The 16,168-nt window shown below is 47.6% G+C and carries 14 protein-coding genes; 7 read left to right on the forward strand and 7 right to left on the reverse strand.

Annotated features, from left to right (window positions below; all coding sequences use genetic code 11):
• A partial coding sequence (locus ACKPVM_RS09705) for an ankyrin repeat domain-containing protein (RefSeq protein WP_409308843.1) occupies window positions 1–988 on the forward strand: 988 nt, incomplete at its 5' end.
• 438 nt (window positions 989–1,426) lie between these two features.
• Here the strand turns inward: ACKPVM_RS09705 and ACKPVM_RS09710 are convergent.
• Complete coding sequence (locus tag ACKPVM_RS09710) at window positions 1,427–2,089, reverse strand: tetratricopeptide repeat protein (protein WP_409308844.1); 663 nt, start codon at window positions 2,087–2,089, stop codon at window positions 1,427–1,429.
• Window positions 2,090–2,307: 218 nt separating this feature from the next.
• On the opposite strand from ACKPVM_RS09710, the gene ACKPVM_RS09715 reads away from it, so the two are divergent.
• Together ACKPVM_RS09715 and ACKPVM_RS09720 are read left to right on the forward strand one after the other, a co-directional pair.
• On the forward strand, window positions 2,308–2,826 hold the full coding sequence (locus ACKPVM_RS09715) for a GNAT family N-acetyltransferase (protein WP_409308845.1): 519 nt from the start codon (window positions 2,308–2,310) through the stop codon (window positions 2,824–2,826).
• A gap of 236 nt (window positions 2,827–3,062) precedes the next feature.
• Entirely contained in the window at window positions 3,063–3,230 is a 168-nt protein-coding gene (locus tag ACKPVM_RS09720; protein WP_409308846.1) for a YqaE/Pmp3 family membrane protein, read from the forward strand.
• 123 nt (window positions 3,231–3,353) lie between these two features.
• Here ACKPVM_RS09720 and ACKPVM_RS09725 read toward each other — a convergent pair whose 3' ends face one another.
• The 5 genes from ACKPVM_RS09725 to moeA all read right to left on the reverse strand — a co-directional run bounded on the left by ACKPVM_RS09725 (window position 3,354) and on the right by moeA (window position 8,509).
• Entirely contained in the window at window positions 3,354–4,811 is a 1,458-nt protein-coding gene (locus ACKPVM_RS09725) for a sensor domain-containing diguanylate cyclase (RefSeq protein WP_409308847.1), read from the reverse strand.
• Window positions 4,812–5,107: 296 nt separating this feature from the next.
• Entirely contained in the window at window positions 5,108–5,707 is a 600-nt protein-coding gene (locus ACKPVM_RS09730) for a nitroreductase family protein (protein ID WP_409308848.1), read from the reverse strand.
• 242 nt (window positions 5,708–5,949) lie between these two features.
• Window positions 5,950–6,345: an acyl-CoA thioesterase gene (locus ACKPVM_RS09735; protein ID WP_409308849.1), complete on the reverse strand. Its 396-nt coding sequence runs from the start codon at window positions 6,343–6,345 to the stop codon at window positions 5,950–5,952.
• Between the two features lie 158 nt (window positions 6,346–6,503).
• Window positions 6,504–7,271, reverse strand: coding sequence for a molybdopterin-synthase adenylyltransferase MoeB (gene moeB, locus ACKPVM_RS09740; protein WP_409308850.1), 768 nt, complete (start codon window positions 7,269–7,271; stop codon window positions 6,504–6,506).
• A gap of 2 nt (window positions 7,272–7,273) precedes the next feature.
• Window positions 7,274–8,509, reverse strand: coding sequence for a molybdopterin molybdotransferase MoeA (gene moeA / locus ACKPVM_RS09745; RefSeq protein WP_409308851.1), 1,236 nt, complete (start codon window positions 8,507–8,509; stop codon window positions 7,274–7,276).
• A gap of 331 nt (window positions 8,510–8,840) precedes the next feature.
• Between moeA and gsiA the strand changes: the two genes are divergently transcribed.
• From gsiA to gsiD, 4 genes are all read left to right on the forward strand, one after another.
• On the forward strand, window positions 8,841–10,742 hold the full coding sequence (gene gsiA / locus ACKPVM_RS09750; protein WP_409308852.1) for a glutathione ABC transporter ATP-binding protein GsiA: 1,902 nt from the start codon (window positions 8,841–8,843) through the stop codon (window positions 10,740–10,742).
• Between the two features lie 28 nt (window positions 10,743–10,770).
• Entirely contained in the window at window positions 10,771–12,315 is a 1,545-nt protein-coding gene (gene gsiB / locus ACKPVM_RS09755; protein ID WP_409308853.1) for a glutathione ABC transporter substrate-binding protein GsiB, read from the forward strand.
• An 87-nt stretch (window positions 12,316–12,402) separates the two neighbouring features.
• Complete coding sequence (gene gsiC / locus ACKPVM_RS09760; RefSeq protein WP_409308854.1) at window positions 12,403–13,323, forward strand: glutathione ABC transporter permease GsiC; 921 nt, start codon at window positions 12,403–12,405, stop codon at window positions 13,321–13,323.
• A 9-nt stretch (window positions 13,324–13,332) separates the two neighbouring features.
• Window positions 13,333–14,238: a glutathione ABC transporter permease GsiD gene (gene gsiD, locus ACKPVM_RS09765; protein ID WP_409308855.1), complete on the forward strand. Its 906-nt coding sequence runs from the start codon at window positions 13,333–13,335 to the stop codon at window positions 14,236–14,238.
• A gap of 214 nt (window positions 14,239–14,452) precedes the next feature.
• Here gsiD and ACKPVM_RS09770 read toward each other — a convergent pair whose 3' ends face one another.
• On the reverse strand, window positions 14,453–16,150 hold the full coding sequence (locus ACKPVM_RS09770) for an NAD-dependent malic enzyme (protein WP_409308856.1): 1,698 nt from the start codon (window positions 16,148–16,150) through the stop codon (window positions 14,453–14,455).
• Between the last annotated feature and the right edge of the window lie 18 nt (window positions 16,151–16,168).

Genomic DNA, 16,168 nt, shown 5'->3' on the forward strand with positions numbered 1-16,168 from the left:
GCCTGAGCCTGAGCCTGAGCCTGAGCCTGAGCCTGAGCCTGAGCCTGAGCCTGAGCCTGAGAAAAAGAAGAAAGATGTTCTGGATACCATTTTCTCTATGGCAGCGAATGAATCTCTAGCCCAAGGGAATAATGCAGTAATGACAGAAAATATGGCGTTAATGATTGCGCCAGGTATTCTTAAAAAGAATAGTGATGAAATTGTTGAACGACTTGTCAGTGCAGGTATTGATGTTAATATCGTTAATCGTAATGGAGAAACACCATTTTATCAGGCAGTGAGTCATTCTCGCTCAATAGAGACATTAAAAGTCCTCTTAGATGCTGGAGCCGATGTGAATAAAGCGGATAATGCGGGAATAACACCGTTGATGTCGGCAGTCATAGGCCATAATCTCCAACAAGTATCGATGCTTTTGGCTCTTGGGACGAATGTTAATCAAACGAATAAATATGGAACGACTGCACTGCAATTAGCCGCTAAATATGGTTCAAAAGAAATTATTTCTATATTGATACGAAATGGTGCGGAAATTGATTTTATCTCTACTGATGGCATCAGTGCACTCACGGTAGCAACAAAATTTGAAAAAAAAGAGAATGTTGTGACATTGCTTGCCGAGGGTGCTGATGTGAACCTGAAAAATAAAGCCGGTTATGCGGCGATAGGATATAGCCATAAGGGGAATATTCGCCAGCTATTGCTCGATAACGATGCAGAGACAAAGGGGCAAGAAGTCCTAATGGCGCAAAGTGATCTACAGTATTGTGTTGATAACTTTTTAGATTTCGTTAACACATCGATGATGGCTAGCGCGATTACGGGGGGGCGTCCCAGCGAATTCGGACAACACAAAACTTGTCAAGGATTCGGTCGATTATCTATGTCTAGTTTTATGGATAAAATAAAATTTGAGCAGACAGAGACACAATACATGGATAAAACGATCCAATGTACCGTGGAGAAAAATAGTGCTACGTGCCATTAGTTTTATACCCTAACTAATTCAAGTCTCAGGACAAAAACGGCAACGCGTTTTTGAACAGCGCTTGCGCTGAGGTCAAAGGGGCGAGGCTCATGGATGAGCCGAGTAACGAACGAAGCCAATGCACATGCAACTTGAAGTATGACGGGTATAATATAGATGTGTGGTTCATAAAGACTGAGTTCACGGGCACTTCAGATGTTTGCTGGCGGATGACAACAAAGCTGGAAGATGCCTGAGAGGCAAGAGGCAAGAGGCAAGAGGCAAGAGGCAAGAGGCAAGAGGCAAGAGGTATTGAGGTGTGTAGGGTGGAGGAGCATCGTTCAGCCCGGATGGGATGGATGGCCTAAACACTACATGCTTCATAGTGGAAAATTTTCATTCAGGATCGCTATCTTACGATAGCGTATTGCCCTGTAATGTGGATTGTTCGGGGATAAATTAATGGGTATCAAAAACCAGGCCGTTCGAACGCATTTTCTTTAAATGAATACTTGCCCATTCTCCCCCCATATTTGATGCTTTGAGGAATAGTTGGTAAGCCTTACGGTCATTTTTAATGACGCCTTTACCTTCGTAATAACATATACCAAGATTAGTGATGCCATTGACGTTATTCTGAGCAGCTGCTTTTTCGTACCAAATAACGGCATTATTCATATCTACAGGGAAACCCCGTCCCTTTTCATAACAATAGGCGACAGTATTCTGTGCTTCTGCATGCCCCAATTCTGCCGCTTTTAACATCCAATGGCAGGATGATGCCTTATTCTCTTCAACTCCCAGGCCAAAGTCATAAAAACGGCCTATTATAAAATCAATTTCGGCATCAGGACTTTCAGCCGTCCATGTTTCAAGGCGTTTGAGCTCTGAGGAGGCTTCAAGGTTTAGCTCTTTTTTGAAAGCTATTTCATCTTTTTCAGGACGGTTAACGAGTAAACGGAACATCAGTCGAGCATAGGCGGGGCGAACTGAGCGATCGTTTTTGACCTCTTCTCTCGCCGTGTTGACTTGCTCTTTAATGATATCAGGTAAAGATGACGCGATTGCGTGATTAAAAAGCGGATTAAGTAGCAGGACACTTATAAATAAAACTTTATACACGATATATTATTTCCATATAATAAAAAACGAACTATAACCTTTTACGTGCAATACCGCCATCCTAATTTATTTTTGTTATTGCCGTTGCTAAATGTGAATCGGTATCCAGCTATGTGATAGCGGTTTTCGTCGTCATATTATTTTTTTATAGATAGGCCGGGTATTTATTCTCTATGGTATTCTCTGACGGATTATATCAACGGCAAAAGGACATTGTGATGAGGATTATTGATGCGACCGCTGAGCATATTGCCAGCATTCAAGAAATTTATGCATGGCATGTTGTGAATGGTATCGCGACTTTTGAAACGGTTTCACCTACGGTTGAAGAGATGTTGGAACGACTCACCGCCGTTCATGGCGCAGGAACGCCATGGCTTGTTGCGGAAGTTGATGGTGTTATTGCCGGTTACTGCTATCTTGCGCCTTATCGACCACGATATGCTTATCGCTTCACGCTCGAAGACTCTGTTTATATTCATCCGCATCAACAGGGGAAAGGGATCGGGAAAGCATTGTTGACCGAAGCGATTCGTCGGGCGGAAGTGACTGGGTTTCGTCAGTTGGTTGCGGTTATTGGCAACAGTGAAAACCGTGGTTCTATTGCTCTCCATCGGTCTCTTGGCTTTGAATTGACAGGGATCTTGAAATCCGTGGGGTTCAAGCATGAACGTTGGGTTGATACTGTGATTATGCAAAAGTCACTCGGTGAAGAAGTCCATAGTACGCAGCCATAATATTCCCCTTCTTGCTTTAAGCGACGTTAGTGTTGGCGAAAATGGAAACATTTTTTTGAGTTTTTATCGCCACGCTCCCGCTATTGAATGCTTGCTGACTCGATGATATTCCAGTGAAGATATCGCGCGTAATATTGTTGTAAGCCAGATATTCCACCATCATTTCTTGCTTGAATACTGACAAATATTGTTTTCTGTACTACGGTCTAAGTAATTATCATGTCACGGAGATGAATATGGGCTTTTGGCGAATTGTCTTTACCATTATTTTGCCACCGTTAGGCGTTCTTTTAGGGAAGGGGATCGGTGGTGCATTTATTCTGAATATCATTCTAACGCTGTTGGGGTATTTCCCTGGACTGATCCATGCGTTTTGGGTTCAGACGAAAACGGATGGTATTTAGCAGAAAATATGCGGTGTGGTCTATTATATTAAATATCACATATTATTAATATTCAGTTACAAATAGTATGGCGACCAAATAGTATTCTGCTTCGGCAGAATACTATTTGAGTATAAACAGTCACTATTCAGATTTAACTACCTGATTGCGTCCTTGTTGTTTAGCCTGATAAAGCGCGATATCCGCCCGATTAATCAACATATCCAGTGTTTCATTGTTTTTATATTCAGCAACTCCACAGCTAATAGTGATCTGAATAGTATCATCTTTTGTGCGTACTTTTGCCGATTCAATCTTTTTACGTAGTGTGTCAGCGCGGAGCAAGGCATTATCGAGATTGCAATCGTCCAGCAGAATAACAAATTCCTCCCCGCCCCAACGACAAGCTTGATCGCTATGGCGAACGGTCTGTTGTATCAGATTGGCGATGTGGCGCAGCACGATATCGCCTACGCCATGGCCATAGTGATCATTAACTTGTTTAAAGTGGTCAATATCAACCAATAAAATGGAAATACTACGGTGCTGGGAGATGCGTTTGGCCAATAATCGTTTGAAAAAATAGTCAAATGCCTGCCTATTCATAATGCCAGTGAGTTTATCCGTCGTTGCCATCTGTTCCAGTCGCCGTTGATAACCACCAATCGTCAACCAGAGCAGAAATAAAAACAGCATACTGACACTAATGCTAACACCCAGGTTTTTCATCAATGTGGCGAAAAGTCGTTTCTCACTGGGATGATTGCTTTGTTCCACCATCAGATACCAGCCAAACTCGGGCAGTAAACGAGTGTTCAGGAATATCTGCTCGCCATTTACATGGTATTCATATGCCCCGCCAGGAACCGTTAAAATAGATGTTGCCAGTGAGGAAAGACCGGGTTGATCCTGAATCTTTAGCGGACGGTTGTATGTGGCTCCATGAAGGGAAACGTTACCCGTTTTATCAATAAAGTAAATCGTACGGTTATAGCGCTGTTCATATTTTTCAATCAGGAGTTTGACCCGATCAACAGGGATACCCACACCCGTGACGCCAATGAAATTATTGTTATAGTCCATCACTCGATGATTGATGAAAATATCCATACGAGTGCGTTTTTCGGGATCCACGGAAATATCTATCGAATAAGGGGTTTCTTCTGAGAGCGTACTGGCCTGGAAGTACCATTGATCGTCAGGAACGTTTTCCGAGATCGTTTTTAGAATACGCTGCGGATCGTAGTAGAGCTTTGTTTTATCCGAAACGAAAAAAGAGAATACCGTATTGAATCGATTATCAATCTCTTTCAGGTAACGAATCATGGCTTGTGGGTCGCTTTCATTATTGAGCACCCAGTCCCGCAAAAACGTGTCATGCGCCATCAGAGATGAAATAAAAATAGGTTTGAGTAGGTCTTGCTGAATTTCGGAATAGACATTATCACTGGTTAAAGGAAGGGTATTTTCTGCGATTTCTTCTTCTAATGATTTTCTTGCGACTTCGTAACTGGTCCAACTAATAATCAAAAATGCGGCGAGGAGCATAGTGGAAAACAGGACGATTGCCCGGGGTTTATTTAACCAGCGTGAATTTGTCATTAATTTCATTCGCAAGACAGTACCCTCAGTGTAGTAACCAAATGATAAGGCAACTCAAGATCCATCTTGCACCCAACAAAAACAGCTGAGCATCTTACTGAAGTTAAGCAGTCACGCCAAGAAACATCAATGCAGTGATGAGCAAAGAAACGTCAATTCGCGGCGATCAACTTTAATGTTGAATGTGTTGTAGTTTATTTGTAAAAAAGAATAGGAATACTGATGAAGAGAATGAAAAAAAGGGACCGCGAATTTGCATTGTCCCTTGTTGGAATTATGGGCAGCGTGTCGACGTATTATTTAAAAATACGGAAGCGCTCTTCATCGGAGATGTAGGCTTTTTCGCCTGCCGGTTGTTCAATGGAGCCGAAGGGTAATTGGGCGCGTAGCTTCCAACTGTCAGGCAAGTTCCACTGTTTCTTTACATCATCATCAATGAGCGGATTGTAATGCTGCAACGATGCGCCAATTTTTTCCTGTGCCAACGTGGACCACACCGCAAATTGAGCAATACCGGTAGAATGTTCTGACCAGATCGGGAAATTATCGGCATACAGTGCAAATTTTTCTTGCAGACCTTTGATAACGGCGGTGTCTTCAAAAAAGAGCACGGTACCCGCGCCTGCGGCAAAGGAGGCGAGTTTTTGTTCTGTCGCGGCAAATGCGTTTTCAGGGACAATTTTCTTCAGTTGTTGCTTAACAATATCCCAAACTTTGGCATGTTGTTCACCGAATAGTATAACAACACGAGAGCTCTGTGAGTTGAACGAGGAGGGGCTTTCTTTCACAGCTTCGGTAATTAGCGTGGTAACGGCCTCTTCAGAGATTGGCAATTTATTGCCAATCGCATAGATACTGCGGCGTTCTTTGATAGCTTGTAAAAAAGCATTACTCATGATCTGTTCCTCTTTACATGATAATTGATCTGTACTGTGTCACTGATATTTATTGCACGCAAGGCAATAGTCTTTTGATTTATATATGTAAATCTACTAACGATGAATGAATTCGTTATACCCGTCATACGTCAAGTTGCTTGTGCGTTGGCTACGCTCGTTACTTGGCTCACACTCGTGGGCTAACGCTTTGTCCTGAAACTTGAGTGAGTTAGGGTCTGTTCCTTTAAAGCAAGACCGCGTTAGAACAGGGGGATAGGCCTGCCTTCGTCATTTACCGCCACAAAATTAAACTGTCCTGAAATCACTTTCGTTCGGCCTTCTGCATACATTTGTTCCAGAAAAACGTTAACGTCAACGGTCAGGCTGGTTCTTCCCACACGACTGACCTGTCCGATGAGTTCAATAATCGTTCCTGACGGTATGGGCGTATTGAAATTGATTTTTTCAGTAGAAACTGTCACCAGAGGTTTATGGCAAAAACGGGTTGCCGTAATGAACGATATTTCATCCATCCACGATAGCGCCGTACCACCAAATAGCGTGGAATGATGATTGATATTAGTAGGGAAAACGACCTTAGCAACTTTAGTGATGGCGTTTTGGATTCTGTCGTCGAGAGAAAGCGGCTGACTCATCGTGTATCTGGCCTGCTTGAGAAGCGAATAAACATTCTACACCAGAAATATATACAAGGTCATAACAATATGCGCGACAACGCGTAGAAGAAAAGGTAGATAAAGAAAGGTGCGGCCCTAATGTATTAGAGGCCGCGTTTACGGTTTCAAACGTAGTTTCAAGCGGATAGGTGCTCAGCCCCACAGACATCACAGGTCGGGTTTTGCGGCAGTTTGATCTCTCGAAACTGTAACGTCATCGCATCAAACATCAGTAATCGCCCTCTGGCGATGTGACCGTAATGGGTCAACAGTTTGATCGCCTCCATGGCTTGTAGGCTACCGATGGTGCCAACGAGGGGGGCCATGACGCCTGCTTCTACGCAAGTTAGCGCATTATCACCAAACAACCGGCTCAGACAGCGGTAACAAGGCTCTCCCGGTTGATAGGTAAAGACACTGATTTGGCCTTCCATGCGAATCGCCGCGCCGGAAATTAACGGTTTCTTTAGCTGAAAACCTAGCCGGTTCAAGCGATCGCGAATAGAGACATTGTCGGTACAATCCAATACAGCATCGTGCTTTTCCATCAGTTCTCTTAGCGCATCGTCTTCCAGATTGGCATTCACCGTGTCCAGAGAAAGATGCGGATTAAGGGCTGATAGTGCGATACGAGCGGATTCGACTTTTGCCATCCCAATGCGTGCATCGCAGTGCAATATCTGGCGCTGTAGATTGGAAAGTGAAACGGTATCAAAATCCAGCAGGGTCAGATGACCGACACCCGCAGAGGCCAGATATTGCGATGCCGCACAGCCTAATCCACCAAGCCCTACAATCAGCAGGCGCGAGGCTTTTAGCTTTTCCTGCCCGTCAAAATCAAAACCTCGTAATACAATCTGACGGTTATAGCGTAGCGCCTCGGTGTCACTGAGTTCCGGCAGCATAATCAATGTCCTAGTAGTGAGTTGAACGGCTCTATTTCGACCCATTCTCCGGCAGCAACACGGCCTCGTTCCGCTTCCAGAACAATAAAACAGTTGGCGAGGCTAAAAGAACTGAAGACATGCGACCCCTGATGTCCGGTGGTGCTGACTTCCCATTCGCCCTGTTCGTTGCGGCGAAAGATACCGCGTTGAAAATCGGTACGTCCCGGTGTTTTTTTCAAATTGCTGACAGTTTTTACACGCAGGCGTGCGGGTAAATGCCAGGCCGTGTGTCCACTCAAACGAGCCAGCAGAGGCTGAACCAATTGATAGAAGGTGAGGGCCGCGGAAACTGGGTTTCCAGGCAGACCACAGAACCAGGCATGTTGAAGTTTACCGAAAGCGAATGGCTTACCGGGTTTGATTGCCAACTTCCAGAAGTGGATATCACCCAATTCGTCCAGTATCTGTTTTGTATAATCGGCTTCACCGACGGAGACGCCTCCGCTGCTAATCACGAGGTCGGCATGCTGGTCTGCCTGATGAAAGGCCGCGCGTAACGCCGCTGGATCGTCACGAATAATGCCCAAATCATGAACTTCGCAACCGATTTGCTCCAGCATCAGACGCACGGCAAAACGGTTAGTGTCATAAATTTGACCCGCCTGAAGCGGCGTACCGACAGGCTGAAGTTCATCGCCTGTTGAAAAAATAGCGACTTTCAAACGACGATGAACGGCAATCTGAGCGATCCCGAGTGACGCCAGCAACGGCAATTCTGCTGCGCTTAATTTTCTTCCTGCTGATAGAACCACTGCGTCAGCATGAATATCCTCTCCTGCCAGACGGATATTTTGTCCGGGTTTGACGTCATGCGTAAAACGTACACCAGCCTCACTCACTTCGGCGTGTTCCTGCATGATAACGGCGTCAGCACCCTTCGGAATTGGCGCACCTGTCATGATCCTGATGCAACTTTTTTCAGGCCATTCGTCATCAAAGGGGGCACCAGCAAAGGCTTTCCCAGCCACGGTTAGCGGTGCTGAGGCAACAAGATCGGCGCAACGGACGGCATAACCATCCATGGCAGAATTAGCAAAGGGAGGGACGCTTATCGGTGACGTGATTGGATGCGCGGTAATGCGGTCTGTGGCGTCATACAGTGAAATATTTTCTGTCTCAGGAATGGGTGATACCTGATCAAGTATCATTTTCAAGGCCTGTTCGAGGGGCAATAAGCCAGAGGTCACGCTTTCCATCTGCACTCCATGATTGGTTTCGCCGGAGAAGGTTTATGGGCGAAAACAGGGATCGTATGCCAACATTATGTCAGATAACGTCGCCACGGAGAATGTTCGTGGGTCAATGAATGGGCGGGTTTCGTGGCCGAAAATGATGTCATGAATGATCGTGATACGTTGGTTGGTACGTTTATATCATTTGTTTATTTTTATTAACTTAATGTTCTAAAAAGATTTTTTATCAGAGCATTGATTCAGTTTCTCCTTTACATCATTCCCGGTGCTAAATATAGTCAAAACGGTTTGAACTGTCACAATCACGATCCTATTACATGGAGATTCATTGTTAATGGTATTAGCACGGCACCCTTTTGCTGCGGCCTCTTCCCCGGAATCAGGGCTTTCTCTGCCTGATGAACGGGTGCTGGCGGTTCGTGATTTGAGCGTTTATTTTGAGCAGCAAGGCCAGCGAACGGATGCGGTACGTCATTTAACTTTTTCTGTCGATCGGGGTGAAACGCTGGCGATTGTCGGTGAGTCTGGATCGGGGAAATCTGTCACATCGTTGGCCGTGATGCGTCTGATAGAACAGGCTGGTGGGGTGATAAATCATGGCGACATGCTGTTCCGTCGGCGTAATGGTCAGGTGCTGGATTTACGACACAGCAGCCCATCATTGATGCGGACGCTACGTGGTGCCGATTTAGCCATGATTTTTCAAGAGCCGATGACGTCGCTTAATCCAGTCTTTCCGGTCGGCGAGCAAATCGCTGAATCTATCCGATTACATCAGGGCATGAACCACCGGGCAGCGCGTCAGGAAGCGCTGCGTATGCTGGATTTGGTTCGTATTCCTGAGGCGCGTAATGTTTTGGATCGTTACCCCCATCAGCTTTCTGGCGGGATGCGACAACGTGTCATGATTGCAATGGCGCTTTCCTGTAAGCCTTCCCTGCTAATTGCTGATGAACCGACAACAGCATTGGATGTGACGATTCAGGCTCAAATTTTACAACTGATTCGCGTGTTGAAACGAGAAATGAATATGGCGGTTATCTTCATTACTCATGATATGGGCGTGGTCGCTGAAATTGCCGATCGGGTCATGGTGATGTATCGCGGCGAAAGCGTGGAAGCTGGGCCGGTGAACCAAATTTTTCAAACACCACAGCATGATTATACGCGAGCCTTGTTGGCGGCCGTGCCGACGTTGGGATCGATGAAGGGGCAGACGTTTCCTGCAAAATTTCCGTTGCTGAGTGATCAGGTTCACCACGTTGACAACAGTGCGCCACAGAATACGATTCCACTGAATGCGTCGCCTATTTTACAGGTGCAGAATTTGGTCACTCGCTTTCCGGTACGTAGCGGCCTGTTGAACCGCATAACCCGCCAGGTTCATGCGGTGGAGAAAGTGAGTTTCGATCTCTATCCTGGCGAAACGTTGTCACTGGTCGGCGAATCGGGTTGTGGTAAATCAACGACCGGTCGAGCCCTGCTGAAACTGGTAGAGAGCCAAAGTGGAACGATTATTTTTGATGGGCGACAGATTAATCAACTGAGCGGATCAGCGTTACAGCACATGCGTAAGGATATTCAGTTTATTTTTCAGGATCCTTATGCATCGCTGGATCCTCGCCTTACGGTCGGGTTTTCTATTATGGAGCCGCTTCTGGTGCATGGCATCGGAAGCCGGCAGGAAGCTGAACAGCGTGTTGAATGGTTACTCACCCGGGTGGGTTTACAGCCTGAGCATGCCCGACGTTATCCACATGAGTTTTCTGGTGGGCAGCGCCAGCGAATTTGCATTGCCAGAGCGCTGGCGCTCAACCCCAAAGTGGTGATCGCAGATGAAGCGGTTTCGGCGTTGGATGTGTCCATTCAGGCGCAGATCGTCAATTTGATGTTGGATTTACAACGTGAATTCGGCATTGCTTTTCTCTTTATTTCTCATGATATGGCCGTCGTTGAGCGAATTAGCCATCGGGTTGCGGTGATGTATATGGGACAGATCGTGGAAATCGGCCCACGCAGCGCGGTGTTTGAAAATCCCGCTCATCCCTATACCCGTAAGCTGATGGCAGCGGTGCCTGTCGCCGATCCGTCGCGCCATCATCGTGAGCAGGTTTTACTGGTTGATGAAATACCCAGCCCGATTCGGGCTATCGGCGATGAACCTACCGTCGCGCCTCTGGTTCAGGTCGGTGAACGACATTTTGTTGCGCACCACCCGATTGCTGGCGCTTACTGACAGGGATTCACAAGGAGAACGTAACACGATGAATGTTATTACTTTTAAGCGTAATTGGTTAGTGGCTGCTGGCGTTGCTGCGGCACTGGCGGCAGCGCCCGTCTGGGCAGCGAAAGATGCGGTAATTGCGGTGGCGTCCAATTTTACTAGCCTTGACCCTTACGATGCTAATGATTCGCTGTCACAAACCGTGGCTAAATCGTTCTATCAGGGGCTATTTGGTTTTGACAAAGATATGAAACTTATCAATGTGTTGGCGGATAGCTATGACGTCAGCACGGATGGTCTGGTTTATACCGTCAAATTGCATCCCGGTGTGAAATTTCATGATGGCACAGATTTCAATGCTGAGGCCGTAAAGGTCAATCTCGACCGGGCCAGTAATCCAGAGAACCGACTGAAACGTTATAATCTGTTCAAAATGATTGATAAAACCGAGGTGGTTGACGCCCAAACGGTGAAAATCTCACTGAAGTCTCCATTCTCGGCGTTTATCAATAATCTGGCACACCCTGCGGCCGTGATGATTTCCCCCGCTGCGCTCAAACAATATGGCAAGGAAATCGGTTTTCACCCGGTGGGAACCGGTCCATACCGTTTCGTGACCTGGAACCAAACCGATTACGTCAAGGTGGAAAAATTCACCGGCTACTGGAAAACGGGATTGCCGAAGCTGGATAGCATTACCTGGCGTCCTGTTGTCGATAACAATACACGAGCGGCGTTGTTACAAACGGGCGAAGCGCACTTTGCTTACCCGATCCCGTTTGAGCAGGCTAAGATTTTGGAGAAAAATGACAAGCTGGCGCTGGTGGCATCGCCGTCGATCCTGCATCGTTACATCAGCATGAATGTTACACAGAAGCCGTTTGACAACCCCAAGGTTCGTCAGGCCCTCAATTATGCCATCAATAAAGAAGCGCTGATTAAAGTGGCTTTCTCCGGCTATGCCACGCCGGCAGAGGGGCCATTGCCGCCAAACATTGATTATTCGGTGAAGTATCAGCCTTGGCCTTATGATCCGGCTAAAGCCCGTGAACTACTGAAAGAAGCGGGATATCCAAACGGATTTACCACCACGTTGTGGTCATCACATAATCATAGCACGGCGCAAAAAGTGTTGCAGTTTACGCAGCAGCAACTGGCGCAGGTGGGGATAAAAGTGAATGTTACCGCAATGGATGCGGGTCAGCGGGCCGCAGAGGTTGAAGGCAAAGGGGTGAAGGACACGGGTGTCCGCCTGTTCTATACCGGCTGGTCCGCGTCGACCGGCGAGGCTGACTGGGCGTTGTCACCGCTGTTTGCAACCTCATCCTGGCCGCCAGCGTTGTTTAATACCGCATTTTACAGTAATCCACAGGTTGATGCGGACTTGACTAACGCACTTAAAACAACCGATCGTACCGAGAAGCAGAAATTGTACAAAGATGCACAGGATAAAATTTGGGCCGATGCGCCGTGGATTTTCCTGGCAACGGAGCGTCTGGTTTCCGCGAATAGTAAGACACTGAGTGGATTTTACGTGATGCCAGATACGCTGTTCAGCTTTGATGATGCCGATCTGAAAGAGTAAATTTGGTGAAATTCCATGCCATCAGGGAGGTCCGTTCGGCCTCCCTCCTTTTTGACACTGGTGGAGGGTAAGGGTAGAAACCGACCCATGTTGAATTATTTTATTAAACGTTTATTAGGGCTAATTCCCACGCTGCTGATCGTCATGGTACTGGTGTTTCTGTTTGTCCATCTGTTGCCGGGGGATCCTGCGCGTCTGGCGGCCGGTCGCGAAGCGGATGCCACGGTGGTTGAGCTGGTCCGTCAGGATTTGGGGCTGGATAAACCGTTGTCAGAACAATTTTGGCGTTTTTTTGTGCGCAGTCTGCAAGGCGATTTCGGTACGTCCATCGTATCTAAACGACCGGTTGTGGATGAGATTGCCACACGTTTCATGCCGACATTCTGGCTGACGGTCAGCAGTATGGTCTGGGCCGTGATTTTTGGCATGGCAATCGGTGTGGTATCGGCCGTGTGGCGCAATGGTTGGCCAGACAGGATTGGTATGACGCTGGCGGTATCCGGAATCTCGTTTCCTGCCTTTGCGCTGGGTATGCTACTGATGCAGGTTTTTTCCGTTGAGTTGGGATGGTTGCCTACTGTGGGGGCGGATACCTGGCTGCACTATATTTTGCCGTCGATTACGCTGGGGGCGGCAGTGGCTGCGGTGATGGCCCGTTTCACCCGAGCTTCTTTTGTCGAAGTGATGCAAGAAGATTATATGCGCACTGCGCGGGCAAAAGGGGTGAGAGAATCGCTGGTGGTGATCAAACATGGGTTACGCAATGCGCTTATTCCTGTTATCACCATGATGGGGCTACAGTTTGGCTTTCTGTTGGGCGGCTCGATTGTGGTTGAAAAAGTATTTAACTGGCCTGGTTTGGGGCGATTGCTGGTCGATTCGGTCGAGATGCGAGACTATCCCGTTATTCAGGCTGAAGTTTTGTTGTTTTCTCTGGAGTTTATCCTGATTAATTTGTTGGTCGACATGTTGTATGCCGCCATTAACCCGTCGATTCGTTATAAATAAGGGAAGGGAATGAGAAACTGGCGACGCAAAGCGGTGTTATCCACTCTGCCGGTGCTCAGCGAGCATCAGATTCGCACACCGTGGCGCGAGTTCTGGCGGCGTTTCCGCCATCAGCATGTTGCTATGCTGGCGGGCATATTCGTGGCTTTACTGATACTCATCGCTTTACTGGCTCCTTACCTAGTTCCTTATGATGCAGAAAGTTATTTTGATTATGACCGGTTAAACGAAGGGCCTTCAGCGGTGCACTGGCTCGGCGTGGATTCGCTGGGGCGTGATATTTTCAGTCGTATTCTGCTGGGGACCCGCATCTCGCTGGCAGCGGGTATTTTTTCCGTACTGGTTGGGATGTTGCTTGGTACATCATTGGGGCTGCTGGCGGGATATTATGAAGGCTGGTGGGACCGCATTATTATGCGAATTTGCGATGTGTTGTTCGCTTTTCCCGGTATTCTGCTGGCGATTGCGGTTGTTGCCATCATGGGAAGCGGAATGGCGAATGTGATTGTCGCGGTGGCGATTTTCAGCATCCCGGCATTTGCCCGTTTGGTGAGAGGGAATACGCTGGTATTGAAACATCAAACCTACATCGAATCTGCGCGGAGCATTGGCGCATCTGATTGGGTTATAGTTTTTCGTCATATTTTGCCCGGTACGGTGTCGTCGATAGTGGTGTATTTCTCCATGCGTATTGGGATGTCAATTATTACCGCGGCCAGTTTGTCTTTCCTGGGGCTTGGCGCACAGCCTCCGACGCCAGAATGGGGCGCGATGTTAAATGAAGCTCGTTCAGATATGGTGATTGCGCCACACGTGGCGATTTTCCCCAGTCTGGCTATTTTCCTGACGGTGCTGGCTTTTAACCTATTGGGCGATGGTTTACGCGATGCGTTGGATCCGAAGCTGAAGGGGTAAAGAGCAGAGTGTGATTGTGAATGCGTCAAAATATAAACGCCGCCCAGTGTTATCACTGGGCGGCGTTTTTACATAACAAATCACCCGTCATACTTCAAGTTGCCTGTGCGTTGGCTACGATCAGTCACCCGAATCACTTACTCAAGTAAGCTCATCGGGATTCCTTCGCTTGCCGCCTTCACGCAACTCGAATTATTTAGGGGGTATTGGTCAATCAGAAAGACGTTCGTTTATAACTACGATACTGCGGTTGCCAGAAGTTGTGTGCGATGGCTTTTGCCAGCGCATCAGCAGATGTAACGACGGCAACGCCCTGCAACTGCGCCGCTTTACCTACTTCCAGCGCAATGCGCTTGGACACGTCTTGAATATCTGCGATATCCGGCAATAATGCCCCTTCACCGTTGTTAGCCATAGGCGAACAGTCAGCCAATGCGCGACTGGCTGCCATCAACATGCCATCCGTAATGCGTTTTGCGCCGGAAGCCAGAACGCCGAGGCCAATCCCAGGGAAGATAAATGAGTTGTTACACTGGGCAATAGGGTAAACCTTATCTTGATAGGTGACCGGGCTGAACGGGCTCCCCGTTGCGACCAGTGCGGCTCCTTCAGTCCAGCGGATGATGTCTTCCGGACGCGCTTCTACCCGAGATGTTGGGTTCGACAGTGGCATAACGATTGGTCGAGCACAGTGTTTGTGCATTTCACGGATGATCTCTTCCGTGAACAGGCCAGGCTGGCCGGACACACCAATCATGATGGTGGGCTTGGCATTACGGACGACTTCCAGCAGCGAGATAGCATCACTGGCTGCATCCCAGTGAGTGAGTTGCTCGCTTTTTTGTACCAGTTTGCTTTGGAAATCAAGCAGGTTAGGCAGTTTATCCGTCAACAGGCCAAAACGGTCAACCATAAAGACGCGTGCACGAGCTTCGCTTTCACTCAGTCCTTCGGACTTCATCTGGGCGATGATTTGTTCAGCGATGCCACAGCCGGCGGAACCAGCACCGAGGAACACAACGGTTTGGTCGCGCAGTTGGCTACCCGCCGCTCGGCTGGCGGCAATCAGACTACCCAGCGCAACCGCAGCCGTTCCCTGAATATCATCATTAAAACTACAGATTTCATCACGATAGCGATTCAACAGCGGCGTGGCGTTTTTCTGGGCGAAATCTTCGAACTGTAACAAGACGTTCGGCCAACGGCGTTTGACGGCCTGAATAAATTCATCAACAAACGCGTAATATTCGTCATCCGTAATACGAGGATGACGCCAGCCCATGTACAGCGGATCGTTTAGGCGCTGTGGGTTATTCGTGCCAACATCCAGAACGACTGGCAGGGTATAAGCTGGGCTAATGCCGCCACAGGCGGTGTATAGAGACAGTTTACCGATCGGAATACCCATACCACCAATACCCTGATCGCCTAGTCCTAAAATACGTTCCCCATCAGTGACCACAATGACTTTTACATTCTGCTCGGTGGCATTCTGTAACATGTCGTCAATATAGGCACGATTTGGGTAGGAAATAAATAAGCCGCGTGCCCGACGATAGATATCAGAGAAATGCTCACAGGCTTCGCCTACCGTTGGGGTGTAAATGATTGGCATCATTTCACTCAGGTGAGCATCCAGCAGGCGGTAGAATAGGGTTTCGTTGGTATCTTGGATGTTGCGCAGATAGACATGCTTATCGATATCGTTCTTGAATTCCTGATATTGACGCCAGGCTCGTTCAGCCTGTTCTTCAATGGTTTCAACCGCTTCAGGCAATAAACCATGCAGGTTAAAGTTAGCGCGTTCTTCTTGGGTAAATGCGCTACCTTTATTCAGCAATGGGAACTCAAGCAGGATAGGGCCAGCATAAGGGATGTAGAGGGGACGTTTACTTTCGTATTCTAATTCCATGACTTTTTTTACTCTTCG

This window comes from Pectobacterium hainanensis (assembly GCF_046237015.1).
Classification (GTDB): Bacteria; Pseudomonadota; Gammaproteobacteria; order Enterobacterales; family Enterobacteriaceae; genus JBJYIN01.